Annotated in this window: 23 protein-coding genes; 5 read left to right on the forward strand and 18 right to left on the reverse strand. The window is 35.3% G+C overall.

Annotation, left to right across the window (positions count from 1 at the left end; genetic code table 11):
• Nucleotides 1-78: 78 nt before the first annotated feature.
• A complete protein-coding gene (locus tag MHH59_RS21215; RefSeq protein ID WP_002015010.1) occupies nucleotides 79-714 on the forward strand; it encodes a VC0807 family protein in 636 nt (211 codons plus the stop codon).
• Nucleotides 715-780: 66 nt separating this feature from the next.
• Here the strand turns inward: MHH59_RS21215 and MHH59_RS21220 are convergent, their stop codons facing one another.
• From MHH59_RS21220 to comGA, 10 genes are all read right to left on the reverse strand, one after another.
• Nucleotides 781-981 carry a YqzE family protein gene (locus MHH59_RS21220; RefSeq protein WP_002015009.1) on the reverse strand — a complete coding sequence of 67 codons (201 nt, stop codon included), beginning with the start codon at nucleotides 979-981 and terminating at the stop codon, nucleotides 781-783.
• Between the two features lie 38 nt (nucleotides 982-1,019).
• Nucleotides 1,020-1,517 (reverse strand): shikimate kinase, encoded by a 498-nt coding sequence (locus MHH59_RS21225; RefSeq protein ID WP_002167678.1) that lies wholly within the window; start codon nucleotides 1,515-1,517, stop codon nucleotides 1,020-1,022.
• Nucleotides 1,518-1,668: 151 nt separating this feature from the next.
• Nucleotides 1,669-2,319 (reverse strand): 2OG-Fe(II) oxygenase, encoded by a 651-nt coding sequence (locus MHH59_RS21230; protein ID WP_002131210.1) that lies wholly within the window; start codon nucleotides 2,317-2,319, stop codon nucleotides 1,669-1,671.
• A 174-nt stretch (nucleotides 2,320-2,493) separates the two neighbouring features.
• Nucleotides 2,494-2,865, reverse strand: coding sequence for a competence type IV pilus minor pilin ComGG (comGG, locus tag MHH59_RS21235; RefSeq protein ID WP_002167676.1), 372 nt, complete (start codon nucleotides 2,863-2,865; stop codon nucleotides 2,494-2,496).
• Nucleotides 2,862-3,323, reverse strand: coding sequence for a competence type IV pilus minor pilin ComGF (gene comGF, locus MHH59_RS21240; protein ID WP_002088620.1), 462 nt, complete (start codon nucleotides 3,321-3,323; stop codon nucleotides 2,862-2,864). Before comGF ends, comGG begins: the two co-directional genes overlap by 4 nt.
• The gene (locus tag MHH59_RS21245) at nucleotides 3,307-3,603 is read right to left on the reverse strand and encodes a type II secretion system protein (protein WP_328016936.1); all 297 of its coding nucleotides are present in this window, start codon (nucleotides 3,601-3,603) and stop codon (nucleotides 3,307-3,309) included. The genes comGF and MHH59_RS21245 overlap by 17 nt, the downstream gene beginning before the upstream one ends.
• A complete protein-coding gene (gene comGD / locus MHH59_RS21250; RefSeq protein ID WP_002129089.1) occupies nucleotides 3,596-4,051 on the reverse strand; it encodes a competence type IV pilus minor pilin ComGD in 456 nt (151 codons plus the stop codon). Before comGD ends, MHH59_RS21245 begins: the two co-directional genes overlap by 8 nt.
• Nucleotides 4,048-4,347: a competence type IV pilus major pilin ComGC gene (gene comGC, locus MHH59_RS21255; RefSeq protein ID WP_002088623.1), complete on the reverse strand. Its 300-nt coding sequence runs from the start codon at nucleotides 4,345-4,347 to the stop codon at nucleotides 4,048-4,050. The genes comGD and comGC overlap by 4 nt, the downstream gene beginning before the upstream one ends.
• Before the next feature lie 11 nt (nucleotides 4,348-4,358).
• Nucleotides 4,359-5,396, reverse strand: a complete 1,038-nt coding sequence (gene comGB, locus MHH59_RS21260) for a competence type IV pilus assembly protein ComGB (protein WP_002129092.1) — start codon at nucleotides 5,394-5,396, stop codon at nucleotides 4,359-4,361.
• Nucleotides 5,383-6,426, reverse strand: coding sequence for a competence type IV pilus ATPase ComGA (comGA, locus tag MHH59_RS21265; protein ID WP_340852278.1), 1,044 nt, complete (start codon nucleotides 6,424-6,426; stop codon nucleotides 5,383-5,385). The genes comGB and comGA overlap by 14 nt, the downstream gene beginning before the upstream one ends.
• Before the next feature lie 205 nt (nucleotides 6,427-6,631).
• Between comGA and MHH59_RS21270 the strand changes: the two genes are divergently transcribed.
• From MHH59_RS21270 to MHH59_RS21280, 3 genes are all read left to right on the forward strand, one after another.
• Entirely contained in the window at nucleotides 6,632-7,327 is a 696-nt protein-coding gene (locus tag MHH59_RS21270) for a helix-turn-helix transcriptional regulator (protein ID WP_002014995.1), read from the forward strand.
• A gap of 281 nt (nucleotides 7,328-7,608) precedes the next feature.
• Nucleotides 7,609-7,851, forward strand: coding sequence for a DUF2626 domain-containing protein (locus tag MHH59_RS21275; protein WP_002015110.1), 243 nt, complete (start codon nucleotides 7,609-7,611; stop codon nucleotides 7,849-7,851).
• Between the two features lie 106 nt (nucleotides 7,852-7,957).
• Nucleotides 7,958-9,352 carry an L-cystine transporter gene (locus MHH59_RS21280; RefSeq protein ID WP_002138338.1) on the forward strand — a complete coding sequence of 465 codons (1,395 nt, stop codon included), beginning with the start codon at nucleotides 7,958-7,960 and terminating at the stop codon, nucleotides 9,350-9,352.
• An 80-nt stretch (nucleotides 9,353-9,432) separates the two neighbouring features.
• Here MHH59_RS21280 and MHH59_RS21285 read toward each other — a convergent pair whose 3' ends face one another.
• Nucleotides 9,433-9,825 carry a hypothetical protein gene (locus MHH59_RS21285; protein ID WP_002190672.1) on the reverse strand — a complete coding sequence of 131 codons (393 nt, stop codon included), beginning with the start codon at nucleotides 9,823-9,825 and terminating at the stop codon, nucleotides 9,433-9,435.
• Between the two features lie 87 nt (nucleotides 9,826-9,912).
• On the reverse strand, nucleotides 9,913-10,128 hold the full coding sequence (locus MHH59_RS21290) for a DUF3912 family protein (protein ID WP_002067106.1): 216 nt from the start codon (nucleotides 10,126-10,128) through the stop codon (nucleotides 9,913-9,915).
• A gap of 252 nt (nucleotides 10,129-10,380) precedes the next feature.
• On the opposite strand from MHH59_RS21290, the gene MHH59_RS21295 reads away from it, so the two are divergent.
• On the forward strand, nucleotides 10,381-10,692 hold the full coding sequence (locus MHH59_RS21295; RefSeq protein ID WP_002129099.1) for a hypothetical protein: 312 nt from the start codon (nucleotides 10,381-10,383) through the stop codon (nucleotides 10,690-10,692).
• A gap of 36 nt (nucleotides 10,693-10,728) precedes the next feature.
• On the opposite strand, the gene MHH59_RS21300 is transcribed toward MHH59_RS21295, so the two are convergent.
• The 6 genes from MHH59_RS21300 to MHH59_RS21325 all read right to left on the reverse strand — a co-directional run bounded on the left by MHH59_RS21300 (nucleotide 10,729) and on the right by MHH59_RS21325 (nucleotide 18,592).
• Nucleotides 10,729-11,217: a hypothetical protein gene (locus MHH59_RS21300; protein WP_340852282.1), complete on the reverse strand. Its 489-nt coding sequence runs from the start codon at nucleotides 11,215-11,217 to the stop codon at nucleotides 10,729-10,731.
• Nucleotides 11,218-11,325: 108 nt separating this feature from the next.
• Complete coding sequence (locus tag MHH59_RS21305) at nucleotides 11,326-11,703, reverse strand: nucleoside 2-deoxyribosyltransferase (RefSeq protein WP_078213473.1); 378 nt, start codon at nucleotides 11,701-11,703, stop codon at nucleotides 11,326-11,328.
• Between the two features lie 96 nt (nucleotides 11,704-11,799).
• A complete protein-coding gene (locus MHH59_RS21310) occupies nucleotides 11,800-12,042 on the reverse strand; it encodes a DUF3966 domain-containing protein (protein WP_085960924.1) in 243 nt (80 codons plus the stop codon).
• Nucleotides 12,043-12,284: 242 nt separating this feature from the next.
• Complete coding sequence (locus MHH59_RS21315; RefSeq protein ID WP_340852284.1) at nucleotides 12,285-13,343, reverse strand: undecaprenyldiphospho-muramoylpentapeptide beta-N-acetylglucosaminyltransferase; 1,059 nt, start codon at nucleotides 13,341-13,343, stop codon at nucleotides 12,285-12,287.
• Nucleotides 13,344-13,361: 18 nt separating this feature from the next.
• Complete coding sequence (gene metH, locus MHH59_RS21320) at nucleotides 13,362-16,760, reverse strand: methionine synthase (protein ID WP_340852286.1); 3,399 nt, start codon at nucleotides 16,758-16,760, stop codon at nucleotides 13,362-13,364.
• Nucleotides 16,760-18,592, reverse strand: coding sequence for a bifunctional homocysteine S-methyltransferase/methylenetetrahydrofolate reductase (locus tag MHH59_RS21325; RefSeq protein ID WP_340852288.1), 1,833 nt, complete (start codon nucleotides 18,590-18,592; stop codon nucleotides 16,760-16,762). The genes metH and MHH59_RS21325 overlap by 1 nt, the downstream gene beginning before the upstream one ends.
• Nucleotides 18,593-18,607 lie beyond the last annotated feature (15 nt).

Consider the following 18,607-nt stretch of genomic DNA (forward strand, 5'->3'; position numbering starts at 1 on the left):
TTTCTTTTTTTTATTAAACCTTATACAATTTTCAGAAATTATATTATAAAATATATGTATGACTTAAGGAGGATTTGTATGAATCAAAATAAAAAAGCTATATTAGATCTTGTCTTTTATCTCGTATTCCCATTCCTCATTTGGAAATTTGCAAAACCTTATATCGATCCTTATTACGCAATGTTAATTTCCTCTGTTCCGGGGATTATTTATACACTGTATACCTTTAAAAAAGAAAAACAGTTTAACGTTACAGGGTTCTTTATTTTAATTACACTCATTTCTAATACAACGGTAGACTTAATATCTGGATCAGCGGAACGAATGCTATGGAATGATGCATATTATCATATCGTACTTGGCTGCATCGTTATATGTACAATCTTTATAAAAAAACCACTTATGTTATATTTCGCAGCGGATATTTCAGCACTGCAAGGTCATGATCGTGATAAAAGTCGTGAGCTTTATCGTGATAGTCGTATATATCCAGCACTGCAATATTTAACGCTATTTTTCGGCCTTCAATTTATATTAAAAAGCTTCTTGAAAATCTATTTCATCTCTGTTTTCGGTGTAGATGGATATGGTGAAATGAGAGCTATTATGACCGCTGTTGGCTGGGGTATTTCTATTTGCATCGGAATAGGGTTTGTATGGGTAAATAATAAGATACATGCGGTTACTGAAGAAAAAGAATCTGTGCAACAATAAATAAAGATCCCCTAGCAGCTTGTTGCACTAGGGGATCTTTATTTTGCCAGACATATTACGAAAAAGTTAGCTTGATTTTTTTCTTTTATTTTTTACATTTCGATAAAACAAAGCAGCGCTCAGTGGCATAACACCAAACCATTTATTTAAGAATGGCTCTTTCTCCGCACGACGTTGTTGTTTCTGTTGTTTTCGATCCTCTTTTGGAGCATCCATATATGACACAAATTGCTGTGTCACAAAGCGTACATAATCATTAGTAGACATATTATCATCACCTCTACTTGATTAGTATGTCCACTTTTTTATTCATTAATCTTTTGCTTTAATTCATTCATAATTTGCTTTACCGACTTATTTGTCGTATCGATATGAATATCAGCCTCTTCATAATAAGCTCGGCGCGATTCAAATTTCGTTATAAATGCATCTATATCTTTCTTCTGAAATAGTGGACGTGTCGTATCTTCACGAAGCCTTTCTGCAATTACATGTGGATCGCAATATAAATACACAACAGTTCCATTTTCCTTCATCCACTTTCGATTTTCCTCTCGTTCAATAATCCCTCCACCAGTTGTCATAATTACATTCTGAACCGGTAATGAACGTAACATTTCACTTTCATATTCACGAAAAGCCATTTCGCCTTCTTCTGCAAAAATATACCGAATCTCTTTCTCTTTCTGCTCTTCGATTTTTTGATCTGTATCTACAACTTCCATATGGAGTTCTTTACTTAACGCTTTTCCAATTGTTGTTTTCCCGACTCCCATATAGCCGGTTATGTATATAGATTTCATTTTCGTTCCTCTCAATCATCCGTTATTATTTGTTATTATAACGAAAGATGTTACTTTATTTAATAAAAAAACGTTTTGTTCTTCTTATACTATGAAGAACAAAACGTAACATACTCACTATTTTCTCGTAATCAAACAAGCTGGCTCACTTTTACTTATAAGTACCTCTTCTCACCCACTGCGTTGCAATCCATTTCTCGCCCTTCGTAACAGGTGCCCCTCCATGTAACGTAAGCTCATTTAGTGATTGATCTTGATAAAAGTACTCAAAGTATACTGCCATTCCCTTTCTAGGGTGTACAGAAAGATTTAATTTCGGAAAGAATGTTTCTCCGCCTTCTTCTACATCATTTAAGTACATCACAAGAGTACTTATACGATTATTAGCAGCTGATCTACTATGTTCCGCAAAATAATCATAGTGCGCTTTATATTCTTGATCTACTTCATAATTTAAAATGTGCAATCCTTCTCCATGCGCTACAGGAACATTCGTGATAGATGAAATTCGTTTTTCAATCTTCGAAGTTAGTTCATTCTCTTCCAAAAATGCACCACTACTTGTTCGAATATCATTTACATCACGTGATGAACCAACTTTAGAACGTTCCATCTTACTTTTAGACAATTCAATTAATTCATCGCACTCTTCATCACTTAATACATTTGCTAATACGACAATAAGAGGTTCTTCGAATTTTGAAATAATTTGTATTTCCCTATCCTCTGTCATAATCGTATTTCCTTTATGATCAAAAATAGTTTGTTCCTTATTTTCACCTATTTGATTGTTATTTGTCATTTCCTTATCTCCCTAGAAAAAAATGATTGGATAGCATGAATATATCATATTCTTTCTACCTTTCTCTTTTTTGAGAAAATTTAAACTTTTGACCATTATTCTTATCCCTTTCCTCAAAGAAATTGACTCCCTCCACAATAGAAACTCATGGTTCTTCTCCATATATTTTACATATTATCCTTCTACCCAATCAAATATTTTATTATCCTTTTCCCTATACCGAAAGCTCACTGTATAGAAAACTCTCTGTTTTGTAACACATTGCAACGAAATGATAATAACATCATTTTCAAAGACGTACTTTCCACTCACTTCTCCTCTTTCATACTGAAATAAAAAAACATCCTCTTTTTCTTTTTGCTGTAACTCTCTTTTTATATCTGAAATAGCGCGATCAACAAGTTCCTCCATGAAAAAACTTTGTTCTATTTCAGAATAAAATTTTTTATCCGAAAGTAACATATTCGTTTCGTACATCAAAAAAGAAATGAATAAAATAAGAAAAATAATTGTTCCTGGCATTGCAAATCCATCTTGTTTTCTCATGTTTCTATCTCAATTTCACTATAGCGCACAGCCACGCCTTCATATATTTCACCACTTATATCTTTCACATATATATATAACAAATGAGGTGTTAATTTATACGAAATCGCTTCAATCCTTTGTAATATAAATTCCCTTCCGCGCATATTTACTTTTCTTATTAAATTACTATTCAACTTTTCATACGTCACCTGATCACCATTACGAAGTTGGAAGCGTAAAATATTCCCACCGTTTTCTAGCTCTATCTTCCTCCCACTTAATACTTCACGAAACTCTAATTGCATTTGTCCTAAAAACACATCCCACTCCCAGTCATTTAATCCTTTTGAATGTGTATTTTCTATCCCCATAATATGAAGACGCGGTAAAAGTAAAAAGAACATTGATAAAAGCAACAAACATGCAATCATTTCTATTAATGTAAATCCCGCTTCTTTTTTATTTTTCCTTTGCATAAAGGCATTGCTCCATCGCTTTTCCTCTCATATCTTTCCACATCGTACAAACTTCATCTCCTCTCCAATATGTGTAATATACAATTCCTTTTATGACTTGCTCTTTTACTCGCTTTTCCTCATTCTCATACTTAAATAAGGCCGCTTCTTTTTTTAATAATATTAATGCTTTATAGCTCATTTTTATATTTTTTCTTTCTTGCATAATTAATAATGTTTGCGGGAGCAATAACGATGCCGCCATCATCATTAAACTTAACGCTACAACCATTTCAACCATTACTGATCCTTTTTGACACTTCACGATACGTAAATCTCCCTCTTCCAAGCTGAAATACAATCTCATATTTATACCCTCGATAGGAAAGTAAAATCGTACCACCCCTATTAATATTCCCGCTCGGATTATATGTCATTGGATTTGGAAAGGTATGCAAATCCATTTGGACATCTTTATCATATTCTCTCTTAACAATTAAAAGGTCTGTCTCCGATTCCGAAATATAATACATCTGTTTCCCTTTAAACCAGCGTAACGTATAATGTTGTTGACGCTTAATCGCCAACTGCTGCATATACAAAATATCATTTGAAAACTGTTTCAAAAACTGCTCAACTTTTTGTTTTTCATGTAATGAAGTAACGTTAAAATGCGTAACAACACTCAGTACAGAAATAGCAAATAAGACAAGTAGCATTTCTAAAAGAGTAAAACCTTTTTGCTTCACGATTTCCCAGCTGATACCGTACCATCATCGGAAATATGGATTGGTTCACCTTTCGGGCAAGTTTTTGAAGTAATATACTTTCCTGTTTCAAGTTCCTCTATTGATGGAATCTTATTATGTTGCAAGTGATATGCTTGTATTTGTGCTTCTATAGATTTCACATAGGCTGCACATCCTTTTCCTTGGACGGATGAGCGCTGTGTAACTACATTTGGAATAATTAATAGTAATAATACAGTTATGACAACCATAACTAATAACATTTCTAAAAGAGTAAAACCCTCCTCATTCTGCATGTAAATGCCCCCTATATAGAATTCATCATTTGAAACATCGGCATAATCATCGCTAAGTACATCAAAATGACTATAACCCCAAGACATGTAAATAAAATGGGTTGAATCACAAATAACATACGTTTAATTTTTTGTTCTACCTTTTCAATAATGAGCTCACTGTAATCACCAAGCTCATTTGCTAAATTACCGTTTGCTTGTCCATGCGTAATGATATAAGAAAGTTCTTTCTCGTAATAACCGCTTTTATCAATAATAGATTGTAACGGTTCCCCTGCAATTAATTGCCGCTCAATTCGGTCTGCTTCATACTGAAAGAACGGATGATACTTTTGCTTCATCATTATTGTTAATGCTTCGTGTACCGACAATCCACCGTGTAATAAACCACTTAATTGAGTGGAAAAATAATGCGAATGATTTAAAATAAGAAATGTTTTCATAAGGGGAATACGGATCATAATCTTTACCTTTTGAGTAGGCGGAAGTTTTCGGAAATAAAATATATATAAACTAAATCCCATTATAACGATAAAAAAAATCATATAAATGAAGTAGGGTAATAATTTAATTGCAACTAAAATTTGCTCCGTAAGTGGTGGTGCTGTAGAACGTAAAGAACTATACATCATTTCAAACTGAGGCAATAAAATGAGGTTAAAAACAGAAAGCATAATCATTAAAAAAAATGATAAAAACATAGGATATCGCATTACTTTCATCATATCTTTCCTATATTTATCTTTCTTGTAAAGAAGTACGCTCCCTTGTTGCAAAGCAAAAGAAATGTCACCATGTCGCTCTGCATAAAACAAATAACTTAACATCTCAGAGTGAAACATTAATTGGTGAAAAGAAGCGTGCAAACTTTGTCCATTTTTCAATCCCTCGATCATACGCTGTAACTGTAATTTCTTCCCTAATGGTAGTTGCAACTGCAAAAATTCTAACGCCTGCAAAAGTGAGTAACCTTTCTCTAATAAATCACTTAATCTTTTACATAATAATGCTTGATCACTTAAACTCCATTTTCTCTTAAACATATACATCTTCTTCTAAAAAGCCTAAAGCATACCCTTTTCGAACCGACGCTTCCAACGTTTTATAGTGATACGTAACATGTTCTCCACTTGCTTCTTTAATCGCTTGTTTTAATTCATATCCATATAACAGTTCATAAATGCTTGCCTGTCTCACTTTCCTCATTGATTTACACAAAGTTGCACACTTCCCTCTGCAAAATGGACATTTTAATTCGACGAGCCGCTGAGCAGCTACTGCTAATAATGATTGTTCAATTTCTTGCCTTGTAATACCATAATCCATAAATCGCAGTATCGCTCCTTTCGCATCATTTGTATGCAAGGTTGTCATTACTAAATGTCCCGTCAAACTGGCCCTTACAGCTACTTTTGCTGTTTCTTCATCACGAATTTCGCCAACTAAAATAATATCTGGATCATGACGCAAAATAGCCTTTAATCCCGTTTTATATGTGATACCAGCTTTTTCATTTATTTGAATTTGTAATAAACCGTCTTTTCTTTGCTCAACTGGATCTTCCAGTGTAATAATGCGACGTGTTTGCCATTTTCTAGCTACTTCTAATAACGCATACATTGTTGTTGTTTTTCCAGAACCAGTTGGCCCAGTAAATACGAGTAACCCATGAGAATGCTTTAAAAAAGAGAGTAATTTTTCCGCTGAACTTGGAAATAACGAAAGATGAGACAGTGGCTGTACAGATGCTTGTAAATGGAGGCGAATAACGAGACTTTCTTGATATACTGTTGGAAGTGTTGAAAGGCGTAAATACACTTCTTGTCCATCAATTTGTAAGTACAACGAACCATTTTGAGGTTTTCTCCTCTCTCCTATATCCATTGATGCTAAAAATTTAAAGTTTGAAACAAGCTTTTCTCCAAATTCTTTCTCAATACACCGTTTCGTAATTAAATCTTTTCCAATACGTAATTGAATCGCCACATCCTTCTGCCTGGGCACAATATGTAAGTCCGATGCTCGCACCCTACAAGCTTCTTTCATAATCATATTTGCAAAAAGCTCGACACTATTCATCAAGTTTCCCTCCTCACTATGTATATATCATAAAAAAATGCACAAGAAAAATTAGAGATTTTGTATTTTCACTAAGAGAAAAAGGAAAAATATGTTTGTGAAATTATGAACAATTTCCGAATTATTGTCTGAAATTACCTATATAGAAGTTTATCTGTATTATAATGTTAATATCTTGGATAAAGTGATAAAGGTGGAGATCCTCATGGAACAAGCTTTAAAAATTACAGGTGTATTATCTGACCCTACTCGTTATTATATTTATAAATATATTTCGCAAAAACATAATTACGTAACTGTACAAGAAATTGCAGATGAGTTTAACATTCATCCAAACGTAGCGCGTTTACATTTATCTAAATTAGAAGATGTTAATATGCTCAAATCAGAAACAAAAAAAACTGGGAAAGGCGGCAGACCAAGCAGACTATACGTCTTGTCTCAAGATGTCATCCAGTTACAATTCCCATTTCGCGATTATCAATTATTAGCGCAGATAGCATTTAATTCACTGCTAAGCTTAGGTAGTGCTGGTGAAAAAGCGCTATATGAAACAGGGAAACAATTCGGCAAAGAATTAATGCAACAACATATGCATCGCTTAAATGTAAGTGCAGAAGCATTGACGATAGAACAAAAAATGCTAATCGCAAAAGAAGCATTCTCAACAGCTGGCTTATCTCCTGCTTTTGAATTAAGTACAGATGGCACAAAAATTTTCTATGATGTACACAATTGTCCATTTAAAGAAGTTGCTGCGCATCATCCGACTGAAATTTGTAATATGCACGGAGATATGATGAAGGGGATTTTTGAAATCCTATTCCCGAACGTGGAATTAACACGAAACGATAGTCTACTAGATGGATGCAAATCTTGTAACTATAAAGTGAAACTTTAATCAGTGGGGGGTGTTCTTCCCCCACTGATTATTAGCCCGCACCAATCGGGCTTTTACGGGCAGTTATCTCCCACCTAACTTCCTCGCATTTTGCCGAATTTTGAGGTGGGGGTTTTACTGCCCGTTAATGCGGGATAAAGTTCAAATTTAGTTTTTCAACTAAGAAGAAGTCAATATTATAATTGGCTTCTTTTTTTATATGAATGAATATTTACAATAGTTAGAAAAATAAACTATAATGAAAAGAGGTTTTACTTTTTTTAGAAAAGGAGGGAGATGGCATGGAGCGCATGTTTCGCGTTCTCGGCTTTTGGACTGGAATTTTCTCGGTTATGTTTTACGTAGGGGATATGCATTCGACCGCACTACTATTTTTAGGACAAACAGGATTCTTCGTACTTTTAAGTTATTTAAAATTAACAGAGCGTATGTATATATACGTATTCGGGGCATATTTAACCGTTTTCTTCATCGGATTTACATGGTACACAACATTTTTACTTGTCCCTGGAGCTGGGCATTAAGAGATGGCAAATTGCCATCTTTTTTTAATTCCGCAATTCCCTAGTTGACTTATAGGTTTTATTACCTTATATTCTATATAACACATTGGAATTAGGGGGAATCAACATGAATACACTGCTTGTCGGGATTAACATCACAGTCATGCTCATTTTAGTTGGCGTATTGTATTATATGCAACGTAAGCATGTATCTTTTAATAAACGTGTATTTACTGCTTTAGGAGTCGGAATTATCTTTGGTCTTATATTACAATTTATTTATGAACCTACTTCTAAAGTAATTATCGAATCAAATACCTGGTTTAGTTTAATTGGTAACGGTTATGTGAAATTACTTCAAATGATCGTTATGCCACTTATTTTAGTATCTATTATTTCAGCATTTACAAAATTACAATTAACGAAAAACCTTGGTAAAATCAGTGGTCTTATTATCGGAATTTTAATTCTTACTACAGGAATTGCCGCAGCTGTCGGTATAGCTGCAAGCGCAGGATTTGATGTATCAGCAACAGGATTACAACAAGGTGATGCAGAATCTGCTCGTCTGAAATTAGTAGAAGAAAGATTTACTTCTATTGAAAAGACAACAATTCCAGACAAATTGTTAGAACTGTTGCCTACGAATCCTTTTCTTGATTTAACAGGTGCTCGTCCAACATCAACAATTTCTGTTGTAATATTTGCAGCCTTTATCGGGATTGCCTTTATAGGTGTAAAACGAAAATATCCAGAACAAGCAGAGCTATTTAAGAAAATGCTTGATGCTGTATATGCAATCGTAATGCGTATGGTAACATTAATTTTACGTCTTACTCCATACGGCGTATTAGCTCTTATGGCAAAGACAGTTGCTGGTAGCGATATTAACGCTATTTTAAAACTTGGTAACTTCGTGTTAGCATCTTACGTAGCTCTTATCGTAATGTTTATCATTCACTTATTATTAATCGCATTATCTGGTTTAAATCCAATTCAATATTTGAAAAAAGTGTTCCCTGTATTAACATTTGCATTTACATCTCGCTCTAGTGCTGGTGCAATGCCATTAAATATTGAAGCTCAAAAAGAAAAGCTTGGTATTTCTGAAGGAATCGCTAACTTCGCTGCATCCTTTGGGGTATCTATCGGTCAAAACGGTTGCGCAGGTATTTATCCAGCAATGCTTGCTATGATGGTCGCTCCAACTGTAGGAATTGATCCATTACAACCACAATTCATTTTAACTTTAATCGCTGTCGTTGCTATTAGCTCATTCGGTGTTGCCGGTGTTGGTGGCGGTGCAACATTCGCAGCGTTAATCGTACTATCTACAATGAACTTACCAATCGGCATTGTCGCTCTTGTTATCTCAGTTGAACCATTAATCGATATGGGTCGTACAGCTCTTAACGTAAGTGGTTCTATGACAGCTGGTCTTATTTCTAGTAAATGGCTTGGTGAATTAGATCAGGATACGTACAATCAAGATGATGTAAAAACTGGTGAGATTGCTTCATAATAAAAAAGGACGCTAACAATTTATACTGTTAGCGTCTTTTTTATTATGTTCCATCTCTATACATCTTCTCTTGAAAGTTATCACTCCAAGTATTCTTCTAGTTGCTCTTTTAACTCTTCCTCAATCTCATAACAAGATTCATCAACAAGTTCCCCTACTTTCTTACTCCCCCAAACTCTCGACTGAGTTGGCATCCCTAAAAAAGTATTTTCGCATCTCCAAATTGGAATAATGTAAAATTCAATCATCTCTCCTTCTTCATCTAATATCGCTATAGAAACTGATGAATAATATCCTATTTCAAAGGGATTCTCTTTTTCTCTTTCAAATCCCATATCTAATTTCATATTTTTCCCTATGTATAAATGCGAATACGCTTTAAAAAATCCAAGTGATATTCGCTCGATTTCCTTTTCCATACCTTTAATGTTCTCTTTCAACTCCAATGTAAACTCTTGTTCTTTATACTTCATTTCCGTATCCCCACACATAGAAAAAGAGAATATAATAACATATTCTCTTTTCTCAAATATATTTCATTATCTCACAGCCCGTCCCTTTCACAAATAACCATTTTGCTCGCACCATTTATGAAATTGTCCTACATCTACTCCAACTAACACGATATCCTTTAGCTCTACATCAATACTTTGTTCTCCAATTACAATAGCAAAATGGGATTCTAATTGTTTTTCATTTTTCTTTACAGTTCCAATTCGGTTCCGATGCGGCCCATCTTTTATATATGCTTTTTGTCCTACAATATCAAAGTTCAAGATTCTCACCTCTTTTACTGCGCTCAAATTGGAAATACAATCTCCACCTCGGAAAATTTCCTTTCATTGCACTATTTCTCTATATATATGACGAAACAATAAAAGAGTCCTTCCTTCTTTACAATTATTTTTTCTTTGTTTCATTTTTATGATTGAAACGTAAAGTTTATAATAAAATACACTTGGAAGCGCTTTCTACGTAATTTTTTATGTTATAATATAAAAGTAGAACTTCGTAAAGAGGGTTAAAAAATGAATACAAACATGATTAACAAAGTAATTGAAGCATTAAAAGTATATGGCTTTCAGGATGTATCATTCTGTGAAGAAACGAAGCAATTTTTATTTCATAACGAAACCGATATTATGAGCGGCTATGCAGAAATAACATATAGTAGTCAATTCGAAAAATTTAACGTACAAATTCATCCAATTGAAACGCATCACCAAGCAGAGTTACAAGAGGTTGAAAGACATATACAAGCTTGCATACGAAAAGTAGAGTATTTAAATGCACTTCTTACTGGACAAACAAAGCTAGATGATAAAATTATTATTATGTAAAAAAAAAAGAACGTGAAGCTATCACGTTCTTTTTCATTATACGTTCATTTTCCCCTTCAGCTGTAATCCTGTAACAGATTCTAATACACCCATCGCTTCTTCAAACGTCATATCAAAAATTGTCTTCTCTTCTATATAGGGAAACTGTCTAAAGCGCTTTTCTAACATTTTCACTGCATCCGATGTGAAGTTTGCGCTATCAATGCCAAATTCTGTTTCAAGAAGCACAATCCAATCTAACACATGAAAACCTAATCCATTTACGAATGAAATAAGTTTTTCTTCTGGCTGTGGAGATAAGAATAAGTTTCGCTCCAGCTCACTGAAAAGTTCTTCTCCTAAAATTCCTGCTAACTCATCATCATGTTCGCGTTCAATAATCTCTTCATAACCGTAATCATCAACAAGCTCTTCTACTTCTTCACTATCCGCAAAAAGCAATTGACTAAGAATTGCATCTTTCTTAAATTCACTGTTTTGTACAACCTCTAAAAAACTTGTTTCCCATCCATTTTCTAATTTCATATTTATAACTCCTTTATATGTTTTACTTATAATAACTGTGCCCAAAATAGCCTAATGGTAACCTTCACTCTTTTTTTGCAAGAAATATTTCTCGCTGCATTCCCACGTCTAACATTCCACTTTATTTAATATATATGAGACAAGCCCCTCAATTTCTCCTTCGAAAATATCAACTTCTCGTAAATGGTAGAATGTCGTTTGCAACTCATTGCCCTTGTGATATATATAAATTTTCTTTTCTAAAGCAATTGCTATCCCTAATTCTGTATGACTTCCATTCCCACCCTCTAGTATGAGTAAGAAAACATCAGCTTCTCGTATCGCTTCTTGTTCTTCTTCACCAATCTTTTGCAATTGTTCTCTATTGGTTGCTCTTTCATTTTTCGTCCAATCATATGTATGCTGCCATCCCACTTCTTTCAACTGGCTTGATACGAAACGAACAAGATGTTTATTTTGAAATCCTGAAGCAATATAAAATTTCATTTATATTCACTCCTTAAATATGTATGGGGAAACTCCTTTTTTAGCGTTAATGGGATTTTTTCAAAAAAATCCCCATCCTTAGAACTTATTTGCGTTTCAATGATGGGGTGCCTCATGATCTTCTTTTATTTTTTGTTTTTTATAACTTTCATCAGCTAACATTTCTAGTTCAGCTGTTATTTCTGATTTTTCAAGCTCTCGTTCTTGTGAAAATTTCCGTGAAATATAAACAATAACACTACCAACGTACAACACAAAGCATATAATAAGTGCAGTATTTTCATAGAGACTTAGCTCCAACACAGTCACTCCTAATCCATTCGTATTTTCACGCTTAATCAATTGGAATTTCCCTATTAACCATTTGTTACCCCGCATTAACGGGCAGTAAGACCCCCACCTCAAAATTCAACGAAAACAAAGAAGTTAGGTGTGGGATTAACTGCCCGTAAAAGCCCGATTGGTTCAACTAATAATCAGTGGGGATGAACCCCCCACTGATTAAAATTTCACTTTATTGTAACATAAAAATATCAATTCTTGGAATCTTTCATCCTACTAAAAAAGACATGATTGTTTAATCATGCCTCTGAAATATGTTGAATGATAGTTTTAATCGCTTCTTTTCCATTATATTTTTTTAATGCTGTTTTATACGTCTCATTATTATGAGATAGCTCTTCTATATGCTTTATAAGTGAGTTCACCGTTACATCCTCTTCATATAATACCGATGCATACCCTTGTCTTTTAAAGGATTCAGCATTTAAAATTTGATCTCCACGGCTTGCAAATTTCGATAACGGAATTAAAACCATCGGCTTTTGCATTGTTAAAAATTCAAAAATCGCGTTGGATCCCGCACGTGAAATAACAAAATCTGTTGCTGCTAATATATCCGGCAACTCTTCATGTACATATTCAAATTGTCTATATCCTTCTTTATTTTGTAAGGATTCATCAAGATTTCCTTTTCCGCAAAGATGCACAATTTGATAATTTTTCAGAAGATCTAGAAGTGCCGATCGAACCGTTTCATTAATTTTCTTTGCGCCTAAACTTCCTCCCATAACAGTAATAACTGATTTCTTCCGGGAAAACCCTAGAAACTTTAAACCTTTTTCAAGATTTCCTCTTAGTACGTCTTCACGTACAGGCGATCCTGTATATATTACTTTTTCTTTCGGTAAATGTTTCGCTGCTTCTTCAAATGTAACAAATATTTTCGAGGCAAAACGGAGCGCAATTTTATTTGCTAGTCCAGGTGTCATATCAGATTCATGTAATAAAACTGGCACCCTATTTAGCCACCCTCCTATTACGACTGGTACGGATACGAAACCACCTTTTGAAAAAATAACATCCGGTTTTAGTTTACGAATTGTTACGTACGCATCCATAACACCCTTCATCACGAGAAAAGGATCTTTTATATTTTTCAAATCAAAATAACGACGTAACTTCCCGCTTGCAATACTATGGTATGGGATTCCTTCTTTTTCTATAATCGTTTTCTCAATCCCTTGATGAGAACCAATATAAGAGATATCCCAGTTCTGCTTTTGTAAATGTGGAATAATTGCTAAATTAGGTGTTACATGCCCGGCCGAACCGCCACCTGTAAAGACTATTTTTTTCATACGTCTCCCCCTTCTACACTATAGTACACTAAAATACCTTGCCTCAGGGTGAGAAAATACCATAGCCGTTACAGACGCTTCTGGCTCCATCATAAATCCTTCTGTTAATGAAATACCTATTTTTTCTGGATGAATTAAGCGAAATAATTTTTCTTGATCAGCAAGTTCTGGGCATGCTGGATAACCAAATGATACGCGTATTCCTCTATATTTTGTACGGAATCTCTCTTCCATCGTCAGTTCAGGTGAATCTGGAATTCCCCAACGATCACGAATGAGCATATGTGTTTTTTCAGCAAGTCCTTCTGCTAATTCAAGTGCTAACGACTGAATCGCATGACTGCGTAAATAATCTCCCTTCGCCTTCCATTCCTCTGCAATATCTCGAACCCCTTCTCCAACGGTAACAGATAAGAAAGCGACATAATCCATCTCATCTCCAATCGGGCGTATATAATCTCCTAAAGTACGGTATGGTGCTTTCCCTTGTCTCGGAAATTCAAATCGCTCTATAATACGTGTGTGATCTTCCGGATCGTATATAATTATATTTTGTCCATCACTTTGCGCCGGGAAAAATTGATACACCGCTTTTGGGCGTAACCAAGATTGTCCTTCTTGTAATAATTCATCAATTAAATCATTTAGCTCATGTGCTCTTTTATCCCCTTCTTGCAAGAGTTTTTTTACGTTTCCTTTTAACCCAAGATGGTGTCCAATTAACATTTGTCTATTTAAAAACGGTGCAAGATGAAGGACAGGAATATCCCGTAATACAACTCGTTTCGTCGAATCTGGTATCATAACAGTTGCTTTTGGCAACGGCTCAATAACTGCGGGAATTTCTATTTTTTTCTCCTCTTGTTTCACAATATGAAGATGGCGTTCCTTTTTATCTCGCTTCATCTTTTCACGTTCTTCTTCTTTTTGTAATTTGTTAATAATATCAAGACCTGTCATTGCATCACTTGCATAACATACGAGCCCTTTATAAGATGGAGAAATACGATTATCTGTAAATTTCCTCGTTAGTGCTGCACCACCTACAACAATTGGAATATCAATATTCGCTGCTTTTAAATCTTCAGCAGTCGTTACCATTTGTTGCGCTGATTTTACTAACAAACCAGAAAGGCCAATAATATCAGGTTTCTTTTCTTGTACTTCTTGAACAATTCGATCCGAACGAACATTAATTCCTAAATTAATAATTTCATATCCGTTATTTGATAAAATAATTTCAACAAGGTTTTTCCCAATATCATGTACGTCTCCTTTAACAGTCGCTAATAATACTTTCCCTTTTTTTGCACTCTCACTAGATTCCATATGTGGCTCTAAATAACTTACGGCAGCTTTCATACTTTCAGCACTTTGCAATACTTCAGCAACGATAAGCTCATTACCATTAAATAATCGCCCCACCTCATCCATTCCTGTCATAAGCGGCCCGTTAATAATATCCAGAGGTTTTCGTCCTTCTGTAAGCGCGAGACTTAGATCTTCTTGTAGTCCTTGCTTCGTACCTTCTACAATATAATTTGCCAGTCGTTCATCAAGTGTTAGCGTTTCTTGTATAACGACATCTTTCTTTTTGGCAACACGATAAAAGTTTGTAAATTTTTCTAACGTCTCTTTCGTCGTTTCAAATAATAATGCATCCGCAAGACGTTTTTCTTCCTCTGGAATTAACGCATAGCGTTCTAATTTTTCCGTATTAACAATCGCATAATCTAATCCTGCTTTCGTTGCATGATATAGAAAGACAGAGTTTAATACTTCACGTCCAGCTGGTGGTAAACCAAAAGATATATTACTCACACCTAGAATCGTTAAACATTCTGGTAACGCTTCTTTAATAAGACGAATTCCTTCTATAGTCGCTGCCGCTGAACCTATATATTCTTCATCACCTGTTCCTACAGGAAACACAAGCGCATCAAAAATAATATCAGATGGGCGTATACCATACTTTTTCGTTAGTAATTCATAGCTTCTTTTAGCAATCTCTATCTTTCTTTCTGCACTAACTGCCATACCATCTTCATCAATTGTCCCTACAACTATCGCAGCACCGTATTTCCGAAGAAGGGGTGTCACTTTTTCAAAACGTTCTTCTCCATCCTCTAAATTAATAGAATTGATAACACCTTTTCCTTGAATATAAGTAAGAGCTTTCGCCATAACATTTTCATCTGTTGAATCAATCATAATCGGTACTTTTAACACTTTCGTAACTTCTGCCAAGAATCTTTCCATATCTTCTATTTCATCACGATCAGGGTCTGCCATACAAATATCAATAATATGAGCATTTTTCTTCACTTGCGCTCTTGCCACTTCAGCAGCCTCTTCAAATTTCCCTTCTGCTACTAATCTTTTAAACTTACGCGATCCAATTACATTCGTCCTTTCTCCAACAAATAAAGGCCTCATAGAATCATCGTATTGCAACGCTTCTAGTCCACTAATTCCATGTCCAACCCTTTCATGATGCTCACGAGGATTAATCGAGGCAAGCGCCGATTTCATTACACGTATATGTTCTGGTGTTGTGCCACAACAACCACCAATAATATTAATCCATCCTTCTTCAGCAAAACGTTTTACTTTTTCAGCAAGTGACGCTGGAGATTCGTGATAATGCCCATCTTCATCAGGAAGACCAGCGTTTGGATAACACGAAATATAACACTCCGATAAATCAGATAGGGAACGTATATGTTCCCTCATAAATTCTGGACCAGTAGCACAGTTTAATCCAACCGATAATGGCTTCATATGCTCTACCGATAAATAAAAGGCTTCGATCGTTTGACCCGCTAAAGTCGTTCCCATCGGTTCAATTGTTCCAGAAATCATAATAGGTACTATTTTGTTTAGTTCTTCAAACGCCGATTGAATTCCAATGTACGCAGCTTTCACATTACGCATATCTTGACTCGTTTCAACGAGTAATACATCAACTTCTCCTCTTAATAGTCCTCTCGCTTGCCTTGTATAGGCTTCAATTAACTCTTCAAAAGTCACACCACCTGTAACACTAATCGCTTTCGTCGTTGGTCCCATCGCTCCCGCAACATACACTTCTTTCCCACTTTCTTTAACCGCTTGCTTCGCCAAAAGCGCTGCCCTTTCGTTTAACTCTTCATCTAAATGAGACAATGCATAATCACTTAATACAATATTTGTTGCACCAAACGTATTCGTTTCAATAATATCTGCTCCAGCTTCAATGTAGACTTTATGAATATTTAAAATAACATCCGGTCTTGTTTTTACTAAATATTCATTACAACCTTCGTATTCTTCTCCTCCAAAATCTTCCGCTGTTAAGTCTTCTTGCTGGATCATCGTTCCCATTGCACCATCTAATATTAAAATTTCATGTTGTAATCTCTCTTCTATTCGTTTCATCAATTAATACCTTCTTTCACTTCTTGCTTTTCTCTCACATATTTCACGAGATGTTCTGTAATTTCATATTTTAAAAACGGTGTAATAAGATAAATACCGTTAAAGTATTTCATCGCCGCATCGATCAACTCTTGTGAAATACGAATCCCTTCCTCTATGGCTGCCTCTTTCGTTTCATGTCCATCCATTCTTTGTCTTATCTCTTCAGGGAGAGTAATACCCGGCACTTCAAAATGAAGAAAATCTGCGTTCCGCTTACTTACTAACGGCATAATTCCAATAAAGATAGGTTGTTCCAAATACTTTGTCGCTTCATATACTTCTTCTATTAAAGCAACATCATATATCGGCTGCGTTAAGAAATATTCAGCACCAGCATCAATTTTTCGTTCCATTCGCTTGACCGCTGCTTTTAAATGCCTTACATGAGGATTGAATGCACCTCCGACAGAAAATCTTGTTGCCGGACCAATTGATTTCCCTAAAATAGAGCGACCGTCGTTCATCTCTTTAATCATTTTAATGAGCTCTATCGATGACAAATCATATACAGAAGTTGCACCTGGGAAATCACCAACGCGCGCTGGATCACCAGTTAAAGCTAGCACTTCCTCCATACCTAATGCTGATAATCCAAGTAAGTGAGACTGTAGTCCAATGACGTTATGGTCTCTACACGTTAAATGCGTCAATACTGGAATATCATGCTTCGTTAATAGTGCACCCATAGCCATATTCGAAACACGAGGAGATGCTAATGAATTATCTGCTAGAGTAATAGCATCCGCTCCAGCCCTTTTCAGTGCTCTTGCCCCTTCAAAAAAACGCTGCGTGTCTAACGTTTTCGGTGGATCTAATTCCACTACAACTGTCGTTTGTTTCTTTGCCTTTTCTGCTAAAGTAACATGAGCTCTCGAACGCTTCTCATGTGTATGGACCACTTTAGGCCTTTGAATCGTCTCCTTTGCTATTACAGGTGCAACATTTGCAATAGCACGTTTCATTCCTTCAATATGTTCCGGGGTAGTACCACAACAACCACCTAATAAACGAATACCTTGTTCAATAAATTTCGGTGTCATCTCTTCAAAATACGCTGGACTTCCCTCATATACGTAACGCCCTTCCACATAATTCGGGAGACCTGCATTCGGATATGCTGATAAATAGCCATTTTGAGGAATCGATATCATTTTGAAAGCTTCCGTCATATGAAGTGGCCCTAATTGACAGTTCAATCCAACAACATTGGCACCGTAATCCAAAAGCTGTTTTAATATTTCATTGACATCATTCCCATTTTGAGTCGTACCTGCCTCATGTAACGCTAACTGAGCAACAATCGGAATACTCGTTTGTTTACGCAATACTTTAACGGCATGCAATAATTCAAATTCATCATAAAAAGTTTCTAATAGTAATCCATCAACCTGTTCTTCTAGTAAAGCACCTGCCTGCTCAAGTAACATAAATTCTCGCTCTATATCAGTCGTTGTAACAGCACCAATATGTTTCATACCTCCAATTGTCCCTAAAATTGCATTCCGATCTGTTACTGATGCTTTCGCAATATTCACTGCCGCTTTATTAATTTGGACAACTTGATTCTCTAGACCATACATGCGGAGTTTCGCTTCATTCGCACCATACGTATTCGTTTGAATAACATCCGCTCCAGCAGCTACATATTGTTTATGGATCGATATAATTAAGTCCGGATCAGACAAATTCAATTCTTCAAAACTACTTTGTAAACCATGCGAATGTAATAACGTTCCAACCGCACCATCACCTATTACAATTCCTTTTGATAATAAATCTAGTAATTTCACGAATCTCCCTCATTT

Source organism: Bacillus sp. FSL E2-0195 (assembly GCF_038003645.1).
Lineage (GTDB): Bacteria > Bacillota > Bacilli > Bacillales > Bacillaceae_G > Bacillus_A > Bacillus_A mycoides.